We start from the raw sequence: 12,995 nt of genomic DNA, 5'->3' as shown, positions 1-12,995 counted from the left end.
CCGATGCGGTGGCAGCGCCCCCGTCCTTCGCTTCCTTCACGCCTTCACGTTCGCCCGTTGCGAACGCCCCCTCGATCCATTTCGCACGGTCGAAGACATACTTGACCGCGGCGGCAATCAGCTCGGGAAGATGCATCTCGACCTTGATCGAGATCTCCGCGGCAGCGATCTTGCTGTCGCCGCCCTCCTGTCGGCGAATCTCACCGCCGCATTCGACCGTGGCGTAGCGGCTCGACGCTGGCGGATAGTAGTTGAAGACTTCCAGCGGATGGCCCTCGATGGCGTGAAACCCGCCGCCGCCGCGCGCCAGGTCGTCATTGTCCGGGCAGCAGATGACCTCGCCCTCGTGCTTGTAGGTCGCGCCGAACACATACTGGAAGCCCCGGCAGGTCATGTCCTGATCGAAGCCTTTCAGGGCAACGATGGGTGCGGCGGCGGGTGTGGCGATCGTCTTGTGCCGTGGCATTCAGTCATCCTTCCATGGGCAGGGTTCGCCGGGAGCGGCGCGGAAGAACGCGACGATCAGCCGGTGGAGAGCGGGGGCGTGTTCGGGCAGGCGGGCCAGGCCGGTTCCAAGCCCATCGGCCGGAACGAAGACCTTTCGGCCCTCGGCAAGGGCGAGGGAAACCCGGTGGAGGTCACTCGCAACGGTGGAGAGCGCCAGCGGATCATCGGGCACGTAGTAGAAGCCCGGTGCGTAAAGCGTGGCAACGCCGATGGCGTTCGGCTCGCCCCGCATTGCGCCCGCCTGGCCGCCAAGGCCGACGCGCTCGCGATTGTCGCCAAAGACGAACCGCGCCTCCGGCTGCGCCTTGAGCATGTCGCGCGTGATCCAAGTGAGGTAGGCGACGCTCACAGCAGGGGCCTCCGGTCATCGGCGGCGGCACGCTGGCACGCGGGGCAGATGTGGAGATAGGGTTGCTTCTCCTGCCGCGCGCCGGCAATGCGCGGGGCGCCGCCGAACAGGTCTGCGGTGTCCCCGCCGCTGCCGGCATCGGGCAGGGCCCGGACGATGCGCCAGCCTGCCGTGCGGGCATCGGCAATCATCACGTCGAAGTCTTCCGCCGCATAGGTGTTCGGATAGGAGGCGGGGCAGTGGTCGCAGCAGACCTGAAGGCGGGATTCGTGGCGGGCGACGGTCATTGCTTGAGCGCCCCTTCAGCTCGGATGATCGCCGACTTCGCATTCTGAAGGCGGTCGATCTGACCCTGACCCAGGCCGCAGGTATAGCGGACGGCTTCGAGCATCCGCGTGACGTCATTCGCGGCGGCGACGAGCTCTTCCAGCCGCTGGCGCTGTTCCGCCGGTCCGCCCGGCTTGCGCTTGGCTTCGCGCCATTCGGTCCGGCACGCCTCGCAGGCGCGAAAGTCGGATACGGCCATGGGCGCGCCGCAGGCGTTGCAATTCACATGGCTCATTGAAGCGGCTCCAGCGGCGGCAGGTCGAGAATGTTTCGCGCGTTGTCGACGGCATAGGGGATGAGAGCCAGAAGCGCGGCGCGCACGTCCGCGTGACCTTCCGGCTTGATTTGGGCCAAGGCGACACCCGCGACGCCGGAGAGGATGCCGATCAACAGCGCCTCGTACTGCTCTTTCGGGTCTGCCTGCATCCTCGCGTAGCGCGGATCGGCCATCAGCTCGGCGCCGAGATACGCCATGCGGGCGCGCGCATGATCGGCCAGCGCGTCGTAGGGCCTCTGTGGATCGAAGGGGCGGCGCTCAGTCATTTTGGGCTACCTCGCGCTCGGCACGGACAAGGACAACGGCGCGCTGGATGAGATCAGCCATGGCCCTTGACCTCCGACATCTCGAGGTCCAGAGCCGCATAGAGATCGCGCACTGCTTGTGCGCGATCCTTCTCCGCCCGGCGCTTCTGATTGTCGTTCGTTCGTGGATCGAAGAGGTCGGCGAGGGCGCGCAAGTACTTCGCGGCGGCGCGGCCATCCAGTTCGGCCAGCTCCACGGTCCAGACACCGATGCCGATGATGACGAAGGAGGCTCCGGTGCTGCCGATGGCGCGCGCGCCGCGTTCGGTCGCGTCCAACAGGTGTGTGTGGACAGTGTCCAGAATGCTGTTCTGGTGTTCTGGAGCCGGTGAAATGACGGGCTTTCGAGGGTCGGTCATCACATTCCCCAATCATCTTCACGGGTGAGAAAGTCGTCTCCGGCCTGCTCGTCTGCGGCGAGTGCCGCAATCCAGGCGGCGACGAGGATGACGCCGAGGCCGGCGCCGGCGAAGGCGGCGAGGGCGGTCCACATGGCGCGCGCCTCAGGCGGCGGCGCCGAGCGCGACCATGAAGCCGATGGCGAAGGCCATGGACATCATTAGCGCGCCCGAGACCGTGCGCCGCGCCAGGAAGGCGAGGGCGGCGTTCATGCATCCGGTCCGCTTTGACGGCCGGACTGGCGGGCATTGGCCAGATCGCGCGCCTCGACGCCGTAGCGGTCGATCTCGGCGGCGGAGAAGCCCATCAGGGCGATGGCGTCGCGGTCGACCGTGCGCCCGCCGCCGGCAATGTGCAGCATGGCGTCGGCCATACGGCGGACGGGGTCGGTCTCGAGGTTGGCGGATAAGGGGGCGGCGTCGGCCCGGCGCAGTTCGATCATGATGTTCTCCGTGGTTGGCCCCAGGGCGGGCCGCGCCGAACGGAGGAGACATGCCGGCGCGGCCCTTCAGGTGGGGAACGCGGAGATAAATATCACGCTGTGTGAATTATGCAATTCAAAAATTCACACTGTGTGAATATCGATCACTTAGCCAATTGCAAATGATAGGAACTTGATCCTAGTATGTTCTGCAAATGTTCTCATTTGGGGCGACGCATGGAAAACCTGAAGATGCAGACGGATCCTCACATTAAGCGCGTGGCCTGCCAAATCTACACGCAGTTGCCCGATGACAAGCGTGAGGCGCTACAGGTCCTGGGTTATGTCCGGCAGATACTCTTCTGCTTAGGGGAGGAGTGGGAGACCGTTGCTCGGTCTGCGCCTATATTGCCCTTTTCTCAGGATCAGAGAGGTTCGGCAGGAGCTCTAAGAGCCGTGCAGGGAGGCCTGAGCGATCACCCAGGTAAATCCAATCAAGAGTAACTCCGGTTCTGGCTTGGATGTTGATGGCAACGTCCAGGTCGGGTCTGCGGAGGCCCTTCAGGTAGTTGTTGAGAGCTGGTTGCGACACTCCAATCCGCTGCGCGAACTGGGATTGGTTGTCGCGCAAGGATGTCATGAGGGCTTTGAGCCTCATTGCAATATCGTCGTTTGAACGTCCACCGTCAGCCATGATTCTTGATGCCATATTCACGGCGTGAAAAAAAATAACGCGTGCGCGCTTGAATATTATTCACGTAGCGTGATAATTGGAGCATGGACAATGCAGTCGACATGCTCATCGAGAAGCTTGGCGGATTAACGAAGGCGGCGCGCACCTTAGGTGTTCGCAACCCGAGCGTCGTTGCGAACTGGCGTTCGCGTGGTCGGATTCCGGTCGAGCGGGTTCTTGATGTGGAACGGCTGGCAGGCATCTCTCGCCACGTACAGAGACCAGACATCTTCGGATCTTCTCCACAGGGGCGGGAGGCCGCCGAATGACGCGCTTGGTACACACGACGCTCGGCGTCGCGGCTCTGATGAAACCATCCTCCCTCCGCGTTCCCCCGCCCGGGAACGCGGCACCTGCCGCGCCATCGGGAGACCGGTCCTGTGATCCGGATGGCGCGGCTTCTTTCGTTTCCATTCGGCTCTCGCCGGCCATGGCGATCCTGCTCCGCGCGCTCGCCGCGCATGACGGCCTGCAGACCATCGAGCGGCTGATCGCCGACATGGCCGAAGAGCGCGCCGCGGCCTGCGGGGTGCGGCGGCTGTTTCGCAGCGTCATCGCGGCCGAGCGCGAGGCTTCGCCTCGCTGGCCTGCGGACGGCGCGCCCGAGCAGTCGGGCAGCGTCCGGTTGGACGCCCGGTCGCCGCCGTAGCGGCCTGAATTCGCGGGTGTGTCGTTCGTTTTCCATGCCCGCAGACTGACAGCATCTGACCATTCCCGAAACGGGAAACGACGCCGGGTTTTCCCGGCGCGGGAAGACTTTTTTGCGCCTGAGGAGGCCGCCATGTTCGCCAATGCCAATGCCCGCCTTTTCCGCATCAAGGCCGCGCAGCGCGACCTGATCGCCGCCGCCGGCGGCATCGAGCGCGGGGCGCAGATCGTCGACTATTCCAAATCCGTCGTCGGCCGCTGGTACAATGGCGACAGCCCCGATCTGATGGCGCTCGACGCGCTGTGGACGCTGGAAGCCGAGACCGGCATGCCGGTGATGACGACGGCGCTGGCCGAGCTCTCGGGGCGGCGGCTTTCCGACCCGCAGGACGCGGCCGACGCGGCGGCCGACATCATGCGCGGCTATGCGGAACTGTGCAGCAAGGCCAGCGAGATGATGGCGACGATGGCCGCCGCGCTCGCCGACGGGAAGATCACGCCGGCGGAGGCGACCGCCTATGACCGGCGGCTCGGCGAGCTCTCGGACATGATCGCCCATTGCCGGAAGCAGGCGGCGGGCGTGCGCGGGGCGGGCGGGTTCTCCGTGGTGGAAGGGGGTGGGCGATGAGCGTGGGGCGGTCAGTCAGGCCGCTCGATTTCTTTCCATGCCTCCGGAAAGGCGAGGCGCGCTTCGGCCTCGGTCATCTCACGACAGCGGTCTGCCTCCACGAGAAGAGCGGGCTCGCGGAGATTCGGCGGCTTGGATGGATCTCCTGCGGCAACGCCGATCGGTTCCCTGAGCATTTTTCTTTTGCCGGTGGGGTCACAGTATTTGACTTCTGCAAGAGCCAGCTGGGTTTCGTCAAACTCAGAATTTGCGCGCCATGGCGGTTGATCGGCCCATGCAAAGTTCTCCGAAAGGAGAACGCCTTCTTCGATCGTAGTCCAGATGATCAGATCGCTGATCTCCGACCGGATGATCGAGAAGGTGGGATCAAGCGCCGGCGCGTCGGCCGTGGAAGGCCTGTATTTGAGGACAGCATCAGCCAGGAGAACTCCGTAGAAGGCGGCATTCTCGAGGTCTCCTTCCAATCTGGCCTCCCGCAGATCGCCGCCGATGAAGTTGGTATCCCGACCGGAGAAGGCCGTAAGCGACACCCCCTTCATATCAGCCCTGCTGACTTCGGTGCCGCTGAGGTCCCAACGTTTCGTCAGGTCTTCCATACCTTCCGGCACAGAGAGGTCGGACAGAACAGGCCGCGCCCGGCATTTGCGCTCGGCTGCATCCCAGCCGCCCTGCATGCGCTGGCACGACACATCGAGGCCGGTCAGGTTCTGACCCTGCAGGAGCAGGAAGCTGATTGCGGCCCCCTTGCCGGTATTTCCGGCCACGGGGCGCATCGCGGTCTCCCAGGCGCGCGCCAGCCGGTCCTCGGCCCTGTCCTGATAGTCGAGGATGATCTGCATGCCGGTGCCGATCAGCACGATGCCGCCGACCACTGCGAACAGCAAACCGGTGAGCCGGCTGAACGGATTGGTCTTCACCCAATGGTCCAGCGCTTCGGCCATGCGATAGGCAAGGCCGTGCGTGCGTTTCGGCTTGGGAATGGGCGCGGTTTCGGGCGGCGGCGCGGCAGGAGCCGCTTCGCTCTGCTTCTGATCCGGCGTCTCCGCCGCCTTTCTGGTCATGGTGCCTTCCTCCGCCCGAGCGGAGTATCGCAGCGGCGGCGGGACTTGGAAAGCGGGGCTCATATGATGCGCGCGGCACTCATCGCCATGCCGGTGCTCGTTCTGTTTGCCCTCATGCTCGCCTGGCTCATCGCGATCACGCCGGGGGCAGTCTAATGCGCCGGCAGACGCCCAGCCCGAACCTGCGGTTTTCCGGCTTCTATCTCGCCGAGCTCGATCCCGACCAGTTCGCCCGCCTCGATGTCGAGCACGCCAACGCATTGCGCGAGATGAAGCTCGTCCGAAAGCCAATGGGGAGGCGGCGTGATGGCGGAATACGATCCGTGGAGCGCGCGCGAAGCGGCTCATTCGACCGGCGCCAAGGCCAGGAAGGCGGCCGCGCGCAAGGCGACGAAGCCCGACGCGGCGAATGACGACGACGCGATGTTTTCCGCCGAGGAGACCGGCGAGGCGCAGGTCAACGGGATCGCGGCCGGGCAGTTGCGTGCCTTCGTCGAACGGGTCGAACGGCTGGAGGAGGACAAGAAGGCCATCGGCGAGGACATCAGGGGCGTCTATGCCGAGATGAAGGGCAACGGCTTCGACACCAAGGCCGTTCGCGCGATCGTCCGGCTGCGCAGGAAGGACCAGGCAACGCGGCAGGAGGAGGAGGCGATCCTCGACCTCTACAAGGCCGCGCTGGGGATGGAATGATGGAGGTGCGGCGCTTTCTCGATGATCGGGTGACGCTGTATCTCGGCGACTGCCTGGAGGTGCTGGATGCGCTGCCGGAAAACAGCATCGACTCTGTCGTTTGCGACCCGCCCTACCATCTCACCAGCATCGTGAAGCGGTTCGGCGCCGGTGAAGCGGCGGCAGCCAAGGCGGGCGCTACAGGTGCATTCAAGCGTGCGTCGGCTGGTTTCATGGGAAAGCAATGGGACGGTGGGGACGTCGCCTTCCGCTCGGAGACGTGGGCGAAAGTCCTGCGTGTCCTGAAGCCTGGCGGCTATCTGCTGGCGTTCGCGTCAACGCGCGGCTTCGGCCGAATGTCCGTTGCAATCGAAGATGCGGGCTTTATCACGCATCCATTCGTTGCATGGGTCTTCGGCTCCGGCTTCCCGAAAGCGACCCGAATCAAGGCAGATGGGTATGACGGGTTCCGCTATGGCGGGCAGGCTCTAAAGCCGGCGATCGAGCCGGTCTACATGGGGCAGAAGCCATTCGAGAAGGGGCTGTCCGGGACGCAGAACATTCTGAAGTGGGGCACCGGAGCGCTCAATATCGACGGTTGTCGGGTCTTTGGTGCGGACCAGGTCGCGGCAAGTCATGACGAGGCAACGCAGGACAAGCGATATACAAACGAGGGTGGGACCAACTTCGCCGCGAAGCCCGGACGCCGCTACTCAGTCAAGCGCCTGAAGCCGGGCGCCTCGCTCAAAAAGACCGGCGGGAACTGGCGACCCGACGGCGGCGAGGACATCTACGAGGGTGAACTTAAGCCGGGCCGCTGGCCTGCCAACCTCATCCACGACGGCAGCGAAGAGGTACTGAAGGCATTTCCGGCTGCGCCGGGCGCACTACGCGAGGTGAACTCAAGCTTTGCCCCGAAGTCGGGGACAGCCGTTTATGGCGACTACGGCCCGCGCCAATCAGCGGCGCCGCGCGACAGCGGTGGGTCGGCTGCCCGCTTTTTCTATCAGGCAAAGGCTGATGCGAATGATCGGATCGGTTCTCGTCACCCAACCGTAAAGCCGCTCGACCTGATGCAGTATCTCTGTCGGATGGTGACGCCGCCGGGCGGGACGATTCTCGACCCGTTTGCCGGAACCGGCACGACAGGCGAGGCCGCGTGGCGGGAGGGCAACAAGGCAATCCTGATCGAGCGCGAACCGGAGTATCAGGCCGATATCGCTCGGCGAATGGATGTCGCTGCCAATCCGATGAAGCGCGCCGCGGTCGCCAAAGGCGAGCCGAAGGGCGCGGAAGGAACACCGCTTTTCGGTGGCGGGGAGGCGGCGGAATGATACCTCAGACCGCCTTCTTCAGCCCCACCGCCTTGCGCAGCGCATCATTCATGCGGCTCTGCCAGCCTGGGCCGTCCGCCTTGAAGCGCTCCAGCACTTCTGGATCGACGCGAAGCGCGATCTGCTTCTTCGGATTGGCGGCAGGCGGGCGGCCGACCTTGCGGCCGAACAGATCGTCGGCGGGTTGCGCATCCGGATCCGCCTCGGCGGCGGCGGTGATCGCGGCGTCCTCGGCGTCGCTCGTCTCGGCCAGGCTGCGCCGTGCACGGCGGCGGGCCTCCTCGCGTTCGGCTGGCGTGAGGCGCGGCCGCCTGATGTCAGATGTTCTCTTCATAGAAGCTCTGCTCCCTTCGGTTGGCCTTGCGAAGCGAGATAACGCGGATCGCGCCGGCGCGCTCGGTAAAGCTCATATGGTGGATGCGGGAACCGATGAAGCCGAGAGCGACGAAGCGCGTCTCGCCATAATCGCGCCGGTCATCCTCGACGACGAGGGCGGTGGCGAATTCGAAATGGGCGGCCAGATCGAACGAAACGCCATGCTTGGCGCGGTTCGTTTCTGCCTTCTGCTCGTCCCATTCGAATTTCACGGCGGCCATCCCTCATTCTATTTTTTGTATATACAGAAATTGGCTGATTGGCAAGCATTTTTGTATATACAGAAATGCGAGATCGGGAGGCGGAATTGAGCCGGCCCGACTATTCGCCCGCCATGCTGGCCGTGTTCCTGCGGGCGCGCGCCGCGTTCCGCGTGGTGGACAGCGGCGAACCGTGGCGGCGCACGGAGATCGTGCGCGCCTTCCGCGCCGAAACGCGGCGGCTCGCCAGCGTGACGAATGTCGAGTTCCACATGGCCTGGATGGGGCTGCTGCAATCGCCGGGGCCGCGCGCGGCGCTTTGGGCCGTGCTCGGCCATTTCCCGGCGGATCGGGGAATTCTTCTGACACATGGAGGGCAGGAGCATGGCTGAGATCGACCGTGATGCCTTTGCCTGCGCCGTGCAAGCGGCTCTGGGGCGGCGCGGGCTTTCCTACCGTGCAGCCGTTGCCGCATGGCCGATGCTGAACATCCCGATGCTGTCGCGCGCCTGCAGCTGCCAGATCGTATCGGCGGCCAACATGCTGGCCGTGTGCAAGGCGCTGGAGCTCGATCCCTTCGCCTTCCTGACCGAGGGAAGGCGCGCGATCGGCAGCGGGAAAAGCGTTCAAAAACAGACTGTTTCACTGTCTGCTCCACGTGAAGCAGGAGTTCGGCCATGACCGACACCATGCTGCCGATCCTGCGCCAGATGCACGAGGCCGACGGCGACCGGGCGCTGGCGCGGCTGCTGCTCGCCGTGCCGGACGCCATCCTGCACAAATATCAGGGCGTGGTGCTGGCGATCTGCCAGAAGCGGCGCTTCGAGGCGGGCATAGCCTTCGTCGAGTTCCGCCTGACGGCGATGCGCGCGGTGCGCGGGGCGGACGGGAGGCTGGCGCCGGGGCTCGCCGGCGGGCTCTGCCGGTTTCAGAACGCCATGGCCGAATTTGCGGCGGGAGGCGGGGCATGAGCGAGAGCCTGCGCGTCGGCTTTACGGCGGAAACCACACGGGCGCTCTGCGCCGAGGCCGAGCGACGGCACCTCCTGCCACAGGTGCTCGTCAAGGCTGCGATCAACGCCATCCTCGCCGGCGGGCTGCTCGACGCGGTGATCGACGGCGACGATGCGCGGCAATTGTCGGGTGGGCACGGGCGCGACCTTGCGACCGGCCTGACCATGCTGCAATCCGGTTTGATCTATCTGATCGGCACGCATGCGGGCCGCGATGGCGCCTGCCGCTATTCGATCTCCGGATTCCAGATGCTGCTCGATACGGGAAGCTGGAGCGGCGTGCGCAACGGCCTCTCATGGCTGGTGATGCATGGCTATATCGCCCGCGTCGGCACAGGAAGTCGCCTGACCGTGCAGGCCTACCGGCTGACGCATCGCGGCGGCGCCGTGTTCGCCCAGCTCGCCGGCCATGGCGGGGACGGGGGCGAGGGATGAACGCACAGGCCGCTCCCACGGATGGCGAAAGGCTGCGTGCGATCCGCGCCGGGCTCTCCTCACTCGATTCCCGGAACTGGCAGCTCGCCCATGACGACACAGGACCGCTGATCGAGGCGGTGGACGAGCATGGCGCCTTCGTGGTGCTCGCGCGGCTTTCCGAAGCGACCTTCGACGAGGGGCGGTTCATCGCCACCGCGCCGGAGACGATCCGGTTTCTCCTCAGCCTGGTGGACCGCGCGATTGCTTCCCTTGCCGCGCGCGCCGAGGGCGCTCCGGCGGGGCGGGGCAAAGGCCCCGACGCCCGGTCGGGCGCTGGGACGGCTGCCGCGCAGCCGGAGCCGAAGGACTTTGCCGCCGAGGCGGCGATGAAATGCACGGAGCCGGCCTTCAAGACCTTTCTCGCCGAGCGGCACGGGCTGGAGAAACCGGCGACCGACGCGCGGACGGCGCAGCGCCTGCGCTCCGTGCTCGGCGTCACCTCGCGGCGCGATCTGAACGACAACGGGAAGGCGGCGGCGCGCTGGAAGGCGCTGCGCGCGGAATTTCAGGCATGGAGGACGGCGGGATGAGCGGGATGCGTGTTCTGATCGGGTGCGAGTATTCCGGCATCGTCAGACGCGCCTTTGCTGCGCGCGGGCATGACGCGTGGTCCTGCGATCTCCTGCCTGCCGACGATCGCAGCAATAGACATATCGTCGGCGATCTGCGCGGCCTTCTGGCGCAGGAATGGGATCTGCTGATTGTTGCGCACCCGCCCTGTACCAGACTTTGCCGATCGGGTCGTCGATGGCTCTCCGGGGCCGGCAAGATGACGCCGCCGAAGAAGCTGCCGCGGGGCCGCAGCTGGGACGATCTGAAAGCGGAGTTTGACGAGGGCGTGAGCCTTTTCACGGAGTGCTGGCGTGCTCCCATCCCGCGCGTTGCCATTGAAAACCCCGAAATGCACGACCTGGCGCGCGAGCGCATGCCGGCAGACCTTCCGCGCCCGCATATGGTTCAGCCGTTCTGGTTCGGTCATCCCGAGTACAAGGCCACGGGCTGGTATCTGCGCGGCCTACCTACGCTGGTGGAAACCGACCGCCTGCCCGAGCCGGTCAAGGGGTCGGATGAATGGAAGCGCTGGAACCGGGTTTGGCGCATGTCGCCCGGAGCGGACCGAGGCAAGGAGCGTAGCCGGTTCTTTCCGGGCATGGCCGACGCCATGGCCGACCAGTGGGGGCGAGCCGCCCTTGAGGATATTGCTTTGGAGGCGGCGGAATGAGCTGGCAGGCGACCGCATGGGTATCGAAAATCGAGGCGGGCGGGGCGTCCGGCAAGCTGCTGCTCTATGCGCTGGCCAACTATGCCGACGAGAACGGCCGCTGCTGGCCTTCCGACGCGCGGCTGATGAGCGACACGGAGCTTTCCGAGCGCGCCATTCGCGACTGGAAGCGCAAGCTGGAGGAGGCGGGACTGATCGCGGTCGAGCGGCGGCGCGGCGGCGGCGGGACGTTCCAGGCCGACGAAATCCGCCTGGCGATGGCCACCGAAACACCCGCCCGACCACCGGCAAATCCTGCCGGTGGTGAGGGTAAGACCACCGGCAAATCCTGCTGCGACCACCGGCAAATGACGCCGCCACCACCGGCAAATGGTGCCGTTCCCCCCACACCCCCCTATAAGGCTGAACCGTCAGAAGAACCACCAATAGAACCGATCGAGAGAGAGGCGCGCGAGGGCGAGCGGGAAGAAGGGGAAATCGCAGAGGCCGCGAAGGCGGACAGGCCGGGCAGCGCAGATTTCGAGAAGCGGGTGGCGCGCTTCTGCTCCGGTCGCGGATTTCTGGCGGGCGTGTGGCAGGATTGGGAGAAATCCTCGCTCGGCTACATCGGTCGCCATTTCGCGGCGCTGTCGCCAGAGGAACGGGCCGAGGCCGAGCGCTGGCGCGATCCCTACCTTCTCGACCTCGGGGCCCGCAAGATCGCCCCGCAGCCGCCGGGGAACTTCCTGCGCGACAAGGCGTGGAACGCGCTCGATCCGATGATCCTCAAACGCGCCGACGACCTGCGCCAGGCCAAGTTGGGCCCGGCAGACCGGCAGCAACCGGAAGGCTGGGCGAAGTGCCTTGGACCGGCAGGCATGGCGTTTCTGTTCGGCAAGATGCTCGACGGGCCGGCGGACGCGGTTCTGGCGGCGCGGCCGTTCCTGACGGACTCTCAGTTGCGTGCCGCCTGGCCGGCGGTCTGGTGGTGGCGGGCGTCGCAGAACCAGAAAGGCGGGGCGGTGTTTGATCGGCGTTGGCACGGTCTCGCATCGGCAATGGAGCCGGTGCCCAAAGAAAGCGCGATGCTCGCCGCCTGGCGGGCGGAGTTCGATGCGCGGGGCTGGCAGTGGATGCCGGTGTTTGACGGCCTCGACGTGGTTTTCTGTCCTAAAGGCGGACCGGCTGGGCTGGAAGCGTTCAAGGCGGCAATCGACCAAGGTGATGAACAGGCTGAGGCGGAGGAATGATGCACGAGGCTCCGGTACTGAACTTCATCGATGCGGAACGCGCGCACCGGCGCATCGCCAAGACCACGGCGGAACTCGATCTGGTCGCCTGGCTGAGGCGGCAGGCGCGGGACCGGCAGCCGGATGGCGTTCGCGGCGGGCCGTTCTGGTATCTCGCCGCGGTCCGGCCCGGAGACGAGATCGCCACGGCGATTCGGCTGATGCGCGATAGGATCAGGGCCTTCTGCCCGCGCGAAAGAGTTGTGGAAAAACTGCCGCGCGGAAAAGGCAAGAAGGTCGTCCGCCGGCCGATGTATCCGGGCTATATCTTCGTGCTGCTTTCGCCCGGGGAGCCGTGTTGGGCGGGCGTGCTGACCTATGACGGGGTGCACAGGCTCGTTCCTTCGAGCGATCGGCCGTCGCGGATGCATGAGGCGGCAATGGCGCAGATCATCAGGATTGCGCGCAAAAGACCGCACAAAAAGGCGAAGGCGCCGGCGCTGTTCGTGGTGGGCGACGAGGTGCTGGTGACGGACGGGCCGTTCGACGGCTTCGGCGGGACGGTGATGCGGCCGGACGATGCGCATGGGCGGATGAGGGTTGAGGTGGCGATCTTCGGGCGCGTGGCGCCCGTCGATCTCGATCTTGACCAGGTGCGAAAGCTGCGTTAGCCATTTCGACCCAAGGCCACTGGGGTGGACGGAACTGCGCCGACAGGCGTGCACGAGACGCCCTCCAACCCTGCTTGATGAGACGGCGATCTGCCGGGATGCATCGGGCCCCTTGGCGAAGCTATATCTACAATTCAGGGTCATGGTCGCGGGTAACCGCGGTACATCT

The 12,995-nt window shown here is 65.5% G+C and carries 25 protein-coding genes; 13 read left to right on the top strand and 12 right to left on the bottom strand.

Annotation, left to right across the window (positions count from 1 at the left end):
* The 9 genes from NA2_RS20150 to NA2_RS22485 all read right to left on the bottom strand — a co-directional run.
* Nucleotides 1–466 (bottom strand): DUF7666 domain-containing protein (locus NA2_RS20150; protein ID WP_008599105.1); only part of this gene is annotated, 466 nt, incomplete at its 3' end.
* Nucleotides 467–856 (bottom strand): DUF7831 domain-containing protein, encoded by a 390-nt coding sequence (locus NA2_RS20145; protein ID WP_008599104.1) that lies wholly within the window; start codon nt 854–856, stop codon nt 467–469.
* On the bottom strand, nt 853–1,143 hold the full coding sequence (locus NA2_RS20140) for a hypothetical protein (RefSeq protein ID WP_008599103.1): 291 nt from the start codon (nt 1,141–1,143) through the stop codon (nt 853–855). The genes NA2_RS20145 and NA2_RS20140 overlap by 4 nt, the downstream gene beginning before the upstream one ends.
* The gene (locus NA2_RS20135; protein WP_008599102.1) at nt 1,140–1,418 is read right to left on the bottom strand and encodes a hypothetical protein; all 279 of its coding nucleotides are present in this window, start codon (nt 1,416–1,418) and stop codon (nt 1,140–1,142) included. Before NA2_RS20135 ends, NA2_RS20140 begins: the two co-directional genes overlap by 4 nt.
* Nucleotides 1,415–1,726, bottom strand: a complete 312-nt coding sequence (locus NA2_RS20130) for a hypothetical protein (RefSeq protein ID WP_008599100.1) — start codon at nt 1,724–1,726, stop codon at nt 1,415–1,417. The genes NA2_RS20135 and NA2_RS20130 overlap by 4 nt, the downstream gene beginning before the upstream one ends.
* Nucleotides 1,727–1,779: 53 nt before the next feature.
* The gene (locus NA2_RS20125) at nt 1,780–2,043 is read right to left on the bottom strand and encodes a nucleotide exchange factor GrpE (RefSeq protein ID WP_008599099.1); all 264 of its coding nucleotides are present in this window, start codon (nt 2,041–2,043) and stop codon (nt 1,780–1,782) included.
* Between the two features lie 80 nt (nt 2,044–2,123).
* Entirely contained in the window at nt 2,124–2,258 is a 135-nt protein-coding gene (locus NA2_RS22410; protein WP_274531974.1) for a hypothetical protein, read from the bottom strand.
* 114 nt (nt 2,259–2,372) lie between these two features.
* The gene (locus tag NA2_RS20120; protein WP_008599098.1) at nt 2,373–2,606 is read right to left on the bottom strand and encodes a hypothetical protein; all 234 of its coding nucleotides are present in this window, start codon (nt 2,604–2,606) and stop codon (nt 2,373–2,375) included.
* A 382-nt stretch (nt 2,607–2,988) separates the two neighbouring features.
* Entirely contained in the window at nt 2,989–3,225 is a 237-nt protein-coding gene (locus NA2_RS22485; protein ID WP_420798718.1) for a helix-turn-helix domain-containing protein, read from the bottom strand.
* A gap of 137 nt (nt 3,226–3,362) precedes the next feature.
* Here NA2_RS22485 and NA2_RS21670 point away from each other — a divergent pair, with 137 nt between their 5' ends.
* From NA2_RS21670 to NA2_RS20105, 3 genes are all read left to right on the top strand, one after another.
* Nucleotides 3,363–3,587, top strand: coding sequence for a transcriptional regulator (locus tag NA2_RS21670; RefSeq protein ID WP_008599095.1), 225 nt, complete (start codon nt 3,363–3,365; stop codon nt 3,585–3,587).
* Nucleotides 3,584–3,967, top strand: a complete 384-nt coding sequence (locus NA2_RS22085) for a hypothetical protein (RefSeq protein WP_157188339.1) — start codon at nt 3,584–3,586, stop codon at nt 3,965–3,967. The genes NA2_RS21670 and NA2_RS22085 overlap by 4 nt, the downstream gene beginning before the upstream one ends.
* Before the next feature lie 132 nt (nt 3,968–4,099).
* Nucleotides 4,100–4,594, top strand: coding sequence for a phage regulatory CII family protein (locus NA2_RS20105; RefSeq protein ID WP_008599093.1), 495 nt, complete (start codon nt 4,100–4,102; stop codon nt 4,592–4,594).
* Between the two features lie 11 nt (nt 4,595–4,605).
* On the opposite strand, the gene NA2_RS20100 is transcribed toward NA2_RS20105, so the two are convergent.
* Nucleotides 4,606–5,655 carry a pentapeptide repeat-containing protein gene (locus NA2_RS20100; RefSeq protein ID WP_008599092.1) on the bottom strand — a complete coding sequence of 350 codons (1,050 nt, stop codon included), beginning with the start codon at nt 5,653–5,655 and terminating at the stop codon, nt 4,606–4,608.
* Nucleotides 5,656–6,078: 423 nt separating this feature from the next.
* Between NA2_RS20100 and NA2_RS20095 the strand changes: the two genes are divergently transcribed.
* Together NA2_RS20095 and NA2_RS20090 are read left to right on the top strand one after the other, a co-directional pair.
* Nucleotides 6,079–6,348 carry a DUF2312 domain-containing protein gene (locus tag NA2_RS20095; protein WP_051011703.1) on the top strand — a complete coding sequence of 90 codons (270 nt, stop codon included), beginning with the start codon at nt 6,079–6,081 and terminating at the stop codon, nt 6,346–6,348.
* On the top strand, nt 6,348–7,661 hold the full coding sequence (locus tag NA2_RS20090; RefSeq protein WP_008599090.1) for a DNA methyltransferase: 1,314 nt from the start codon (nt 6,348–6,350) through the stop codon (nt 7,659–7,661). Before NA2_RS20095 ends, NA2_RS20090 begins: the two co-directional genes overlap by 1 nt.
* 4 nt (nt 7,662–7,665) lie before the next feature.
* On the opposite strand, the gene NA2_RS20085 is transcribed toward NA2_RS20090, so the two are convergent.
* Entirely contained in the window at nt 7,666–7,995 is a 330-nt protein-coding gene (locus NA2_RS20085) for a BrnA antitoxin family protein (protein WP_008599089.1), read from the bottom strand.
* The gene (locus tag NA2_RS20080; protein ID WP_008599088.1) at nt 7,979–8,257 is read right to left on the bottom strand and encodes a BrnT family toxin; all 279 of its coding nucleotides are present in this window, start codon (nt 8,255–8,257) and stop codon (nt 7,979–7,981) included. The genes NA2_RS20085 and NA2_RS20080 overlap by 17 nt, the downstream gene beginning before the upstream one ends.
* 86 nt (nt 8,258–8,343) lie before the next feature.
* On the opposite strand from NA2_RS20080, the gene NA2_RS20075 reads away from it, so the two are divergent.
* The 8 genes from NA2_RS20075 to nusG are packed head-to-tail and all read left to right on the top strand — an operon-like array spanning nt 8,344 to nt 12,826.
* Entirely contained in the window at nt 8,344–8,628 is a 285-nt protein-coding gene (locus tag NA2_RS20075; RefSeq protein ID WP_008599087.1) for a hypothetical protein, read from the top strand.
* Nucleotides 8,621–8,917, top strand: a complete 297-nt coding sequence (locus NA2_RS20070) for a hypothetical protein (protein WP_008599086.1) — start codon at nt 8,621–8,623, stop codon at nt 8,915–8,917. Before NA2_RS20075 ends, NA2_RS20070 begins: the two co-directional genes overlap by 8 nt.
* On the top strand, nt 8,914–9,207 hold the full coding sequence (locus NA2_RS20065; protein WP_008599084.1) for a hypothetical protein: 294 nt from the start codon (nt 8,914–8,916) through the stop codon (nt 9,205–9,207). Before NA2_RS20070 ends, NA2_RS20065 begins: the two co-directional genes overlap by 4 nt.
* Nucleotides 9,204–9,683, top strand: a complete 480-nt coding sequence (locus tag NA2_RS20060; protein WP_008599083.1) for a hypothetical protein — start codon at nt 9,204–9,206, stop codon at nt 9,681–9,683. The genes NA2_RS20065 and NA2_RS20060 overlap by 4 nt, the downstream gene beginning before the upstream one ends.
* The gene (locus NA2_RS20055) at nt 9,680–10,255 is read left to right on the top strand and encodes a hypothetical protein (protein ID WP_008599081.1); all 576 of its coding nucleotides are present in this window, start codon (nt 9,680–9,682) and stop codon (nt 10,253–10,255) included. Before NA2_RS20060 ends, NA2_RS20055 begins: the two co-directional genes overlap by 4 nt.
* Nucleotides 10,252–10,947: a hypothetical protein gene (locus NA2_RS20050; protein ID WP_040678801.1), complete on the top strand. Its 696-nt coding sequence runs from the start codon at nt 10,252–10,254 to the stop codon at nt 10,945–10,947. Before NA2_RS20055 ends, NA2_RS20050 begins: the two co-directional genes overlap by 4 nt.
* A complete protein-coding gene (locus NA2_RS20045; protein ID WP_008599079.1) occupies nt 10,944–12,176 on the top strand; it encodes a helix-turn-helix domain-containing protein in 1,233 nt (410 codons plus the stop codon). Before NA2_RS20050 ends, NA2_RS20045 begins: the two co-directional genes overlap by 4 nt.
* The gene (gene nusG, locus NA2_RS20040; RefSeq protein ID WP_008599078.1) at nt 12,176–12,826 is read left to right on the top strand and encodes a transcription termination/antitermination protein NusG; all 651 of its coding nucleotides are present in this window, start codon (nt 12,176–12,178) and stop codon (nt 12,824–12,826) included. The genes NA2_RS20045 and nusG overlap by 1 nt, the downstream gene beginning before the upstream one ends.
* Nucleotides 12,827–12,995: the final 169 nt, after the last annotated feature.

Source organism: Nitratireductor pacificus pht-3B (assembly GCF_000300335.1).
GTDB lineage: Bacteria > Pseudomonadota > Alphaproteobacteria > Rhizobiales > Rhizobiaceae > Nitratireductor > Nitratireductor pacificus.
Note: the sequence above shows the minus strand (reverse complement) of the source record. Positions and strands in the feature narration are given on the sequence as shown.

Excerpts from the sequence above, each read along its gene's own strand:
- NA2_RS20065 (WP_008599084.1), top strand. The coding sequence starts at position 8,914 with ATGACCGACACCATGCTGCCGATCCTGCGCCAGATGCACGAGGCCGAC.
- NA2_RS20050 (WP_040678801.1), top strand. The coding sequence starts at position 10,252 with ATGAGCGGGATGCGTGTTCTGATCGGGTGCGAGTATTCCGGCATCGTC.
- NA2_RS20105 (WP_008599093.1), top strand. The coding sequence starts at position 4,100 with ATGTTCGCCAATGCCAATGCCCGCCTTTTCCGCATCAAGGCCGCGCAG.
- NA2_RS20120 (WP_008599098.1), bottom strand. The coding sequence starts at position 2,606 with ATGATCGAACTGCGCCGGGCCGACGCCGCCCCCTTATCCGCCAACCTC.
- NA2_RS20100 (WP_008599092.1), bottom strand. The coding sequence starts at position 5,655 with ATGACCAGAAAGGCGGCGGAGACGCCGGATCAGAAGCAGAGCGAAGCG.
- NA2_RS22085 (WP_157188339.1), top strand. The coding sequence starts at position 3,584 with ATGACGCGCTTGGTACACACGACGCTCGGCGTCGCGGCTCTGATGAAA.
- NA2_RS22485 (WP_420798718.1), bottom strand. The coding sequence starts at position 3,225 with ATGACATCCTTGCGCGACAACCAATCCCAGTTCGCGCAGCGGATTGGA.
- NA2_RS20085 (WP_008599089.1), bottom strand. The coding sequence starts at position 7,995 with ATGAAGAGAACATCTGACATCAGGCGGCCGCGCCTCACGCCAGCCGAA.
- NA2_RS22410 (WP_274531974.1), bottom strand. The coding sequence starts at position 2,258 with ATGTGGACCGCCCTCGCCGCCTTCGCCGGCGCCGGCCTCGGCGTCATC.
- NA2_RS20055 (WP_008599081.1), top strand. The coding sequence starts at position 9,680 with ATGAACGCACAGGCCGCTCCCACGGATGGCGAAAGGCTGCGTGCGATC.
- NA2_RS20045 (WP_008599079.1), top strand. The coding sequence starts at position 10,944 with ATGAGCTGGCAGGCGACCGCATGGGTATCGAAAATCGAGGCGGGCGGG.
- NA2_RS20130 (WP_008599100.1), bottom strand. The coding sequence starts at position 1,726 with ATGACTGAGCGCCGCCCCTTCGATCCACAGAGGCCCTACGACGCGCTG.
- NA2_RS20090 (WP_008599090.1), top strand. The coding sequence starts at position 6,348 with ATGGAGGTGCGGCGCTTTCTCGATGATCGGGTGACGCTGTATCTCGGC.
- NA2_RS20070 (WP_008599086.1), top strand. The coding sequence starts at position 8,621 with ATGGCTGAGATCGACCGTGATGCCTTTGCCTGCGCCGTGCAAGCGGCT.
- NA2_RS21670 (WP_008599095.1), top strand. The coding sequence starts at position 3,363 with ATGGACAATGCAGTCGACATGCTCATCGAGAAGCTTGGCGGATTAACG.
- NA2_RS20080 (WP_008599088.1), bottom strand. The coding sequence starts at position 8,257 with ATGGCCGCCGTGAAATTCGAATGGGACGAGCAGAAGGCAGAAACGAAC.
- NA2_RS20135 (WP_008599102.1), bottom strand. The coding sequence starts at position 1,418 with ATGAGCCATGTGAATTGCAACGCCTGCGGCGCGCCCATGGCCGTATCC.
- NA2_RS20095 (WP_051011703.1), top strand. The coding sequence starts at position 6,079 with ATGTTTTCCGCCGAGGAGACCGGCGAGGCGCAGGTCAACGGGATCGCG.
- nusG (WP_008599078.1), top strand. The coding sequence starts at position 12,176 with ATGCACGAGGCTCCGGTACTGAACTTCATCGATGCGGAACGCGCGCAC.
- NA2_RS20060 (WP_008599083.1), top strand. The coding sequence starts at position 9,204 with ATGAGCGAGAGCCTGCGCGTCGGCTTTACGGCGGAAACCACACGGGCG.
- NA2_RS20140 (WP_008599103.1), bottom strand. The coding sequence starts at position 1,143 with ATGACCGTCGCCCGCCACGAATCCCGCCTTCAGGTCTGCTGCGACCAC.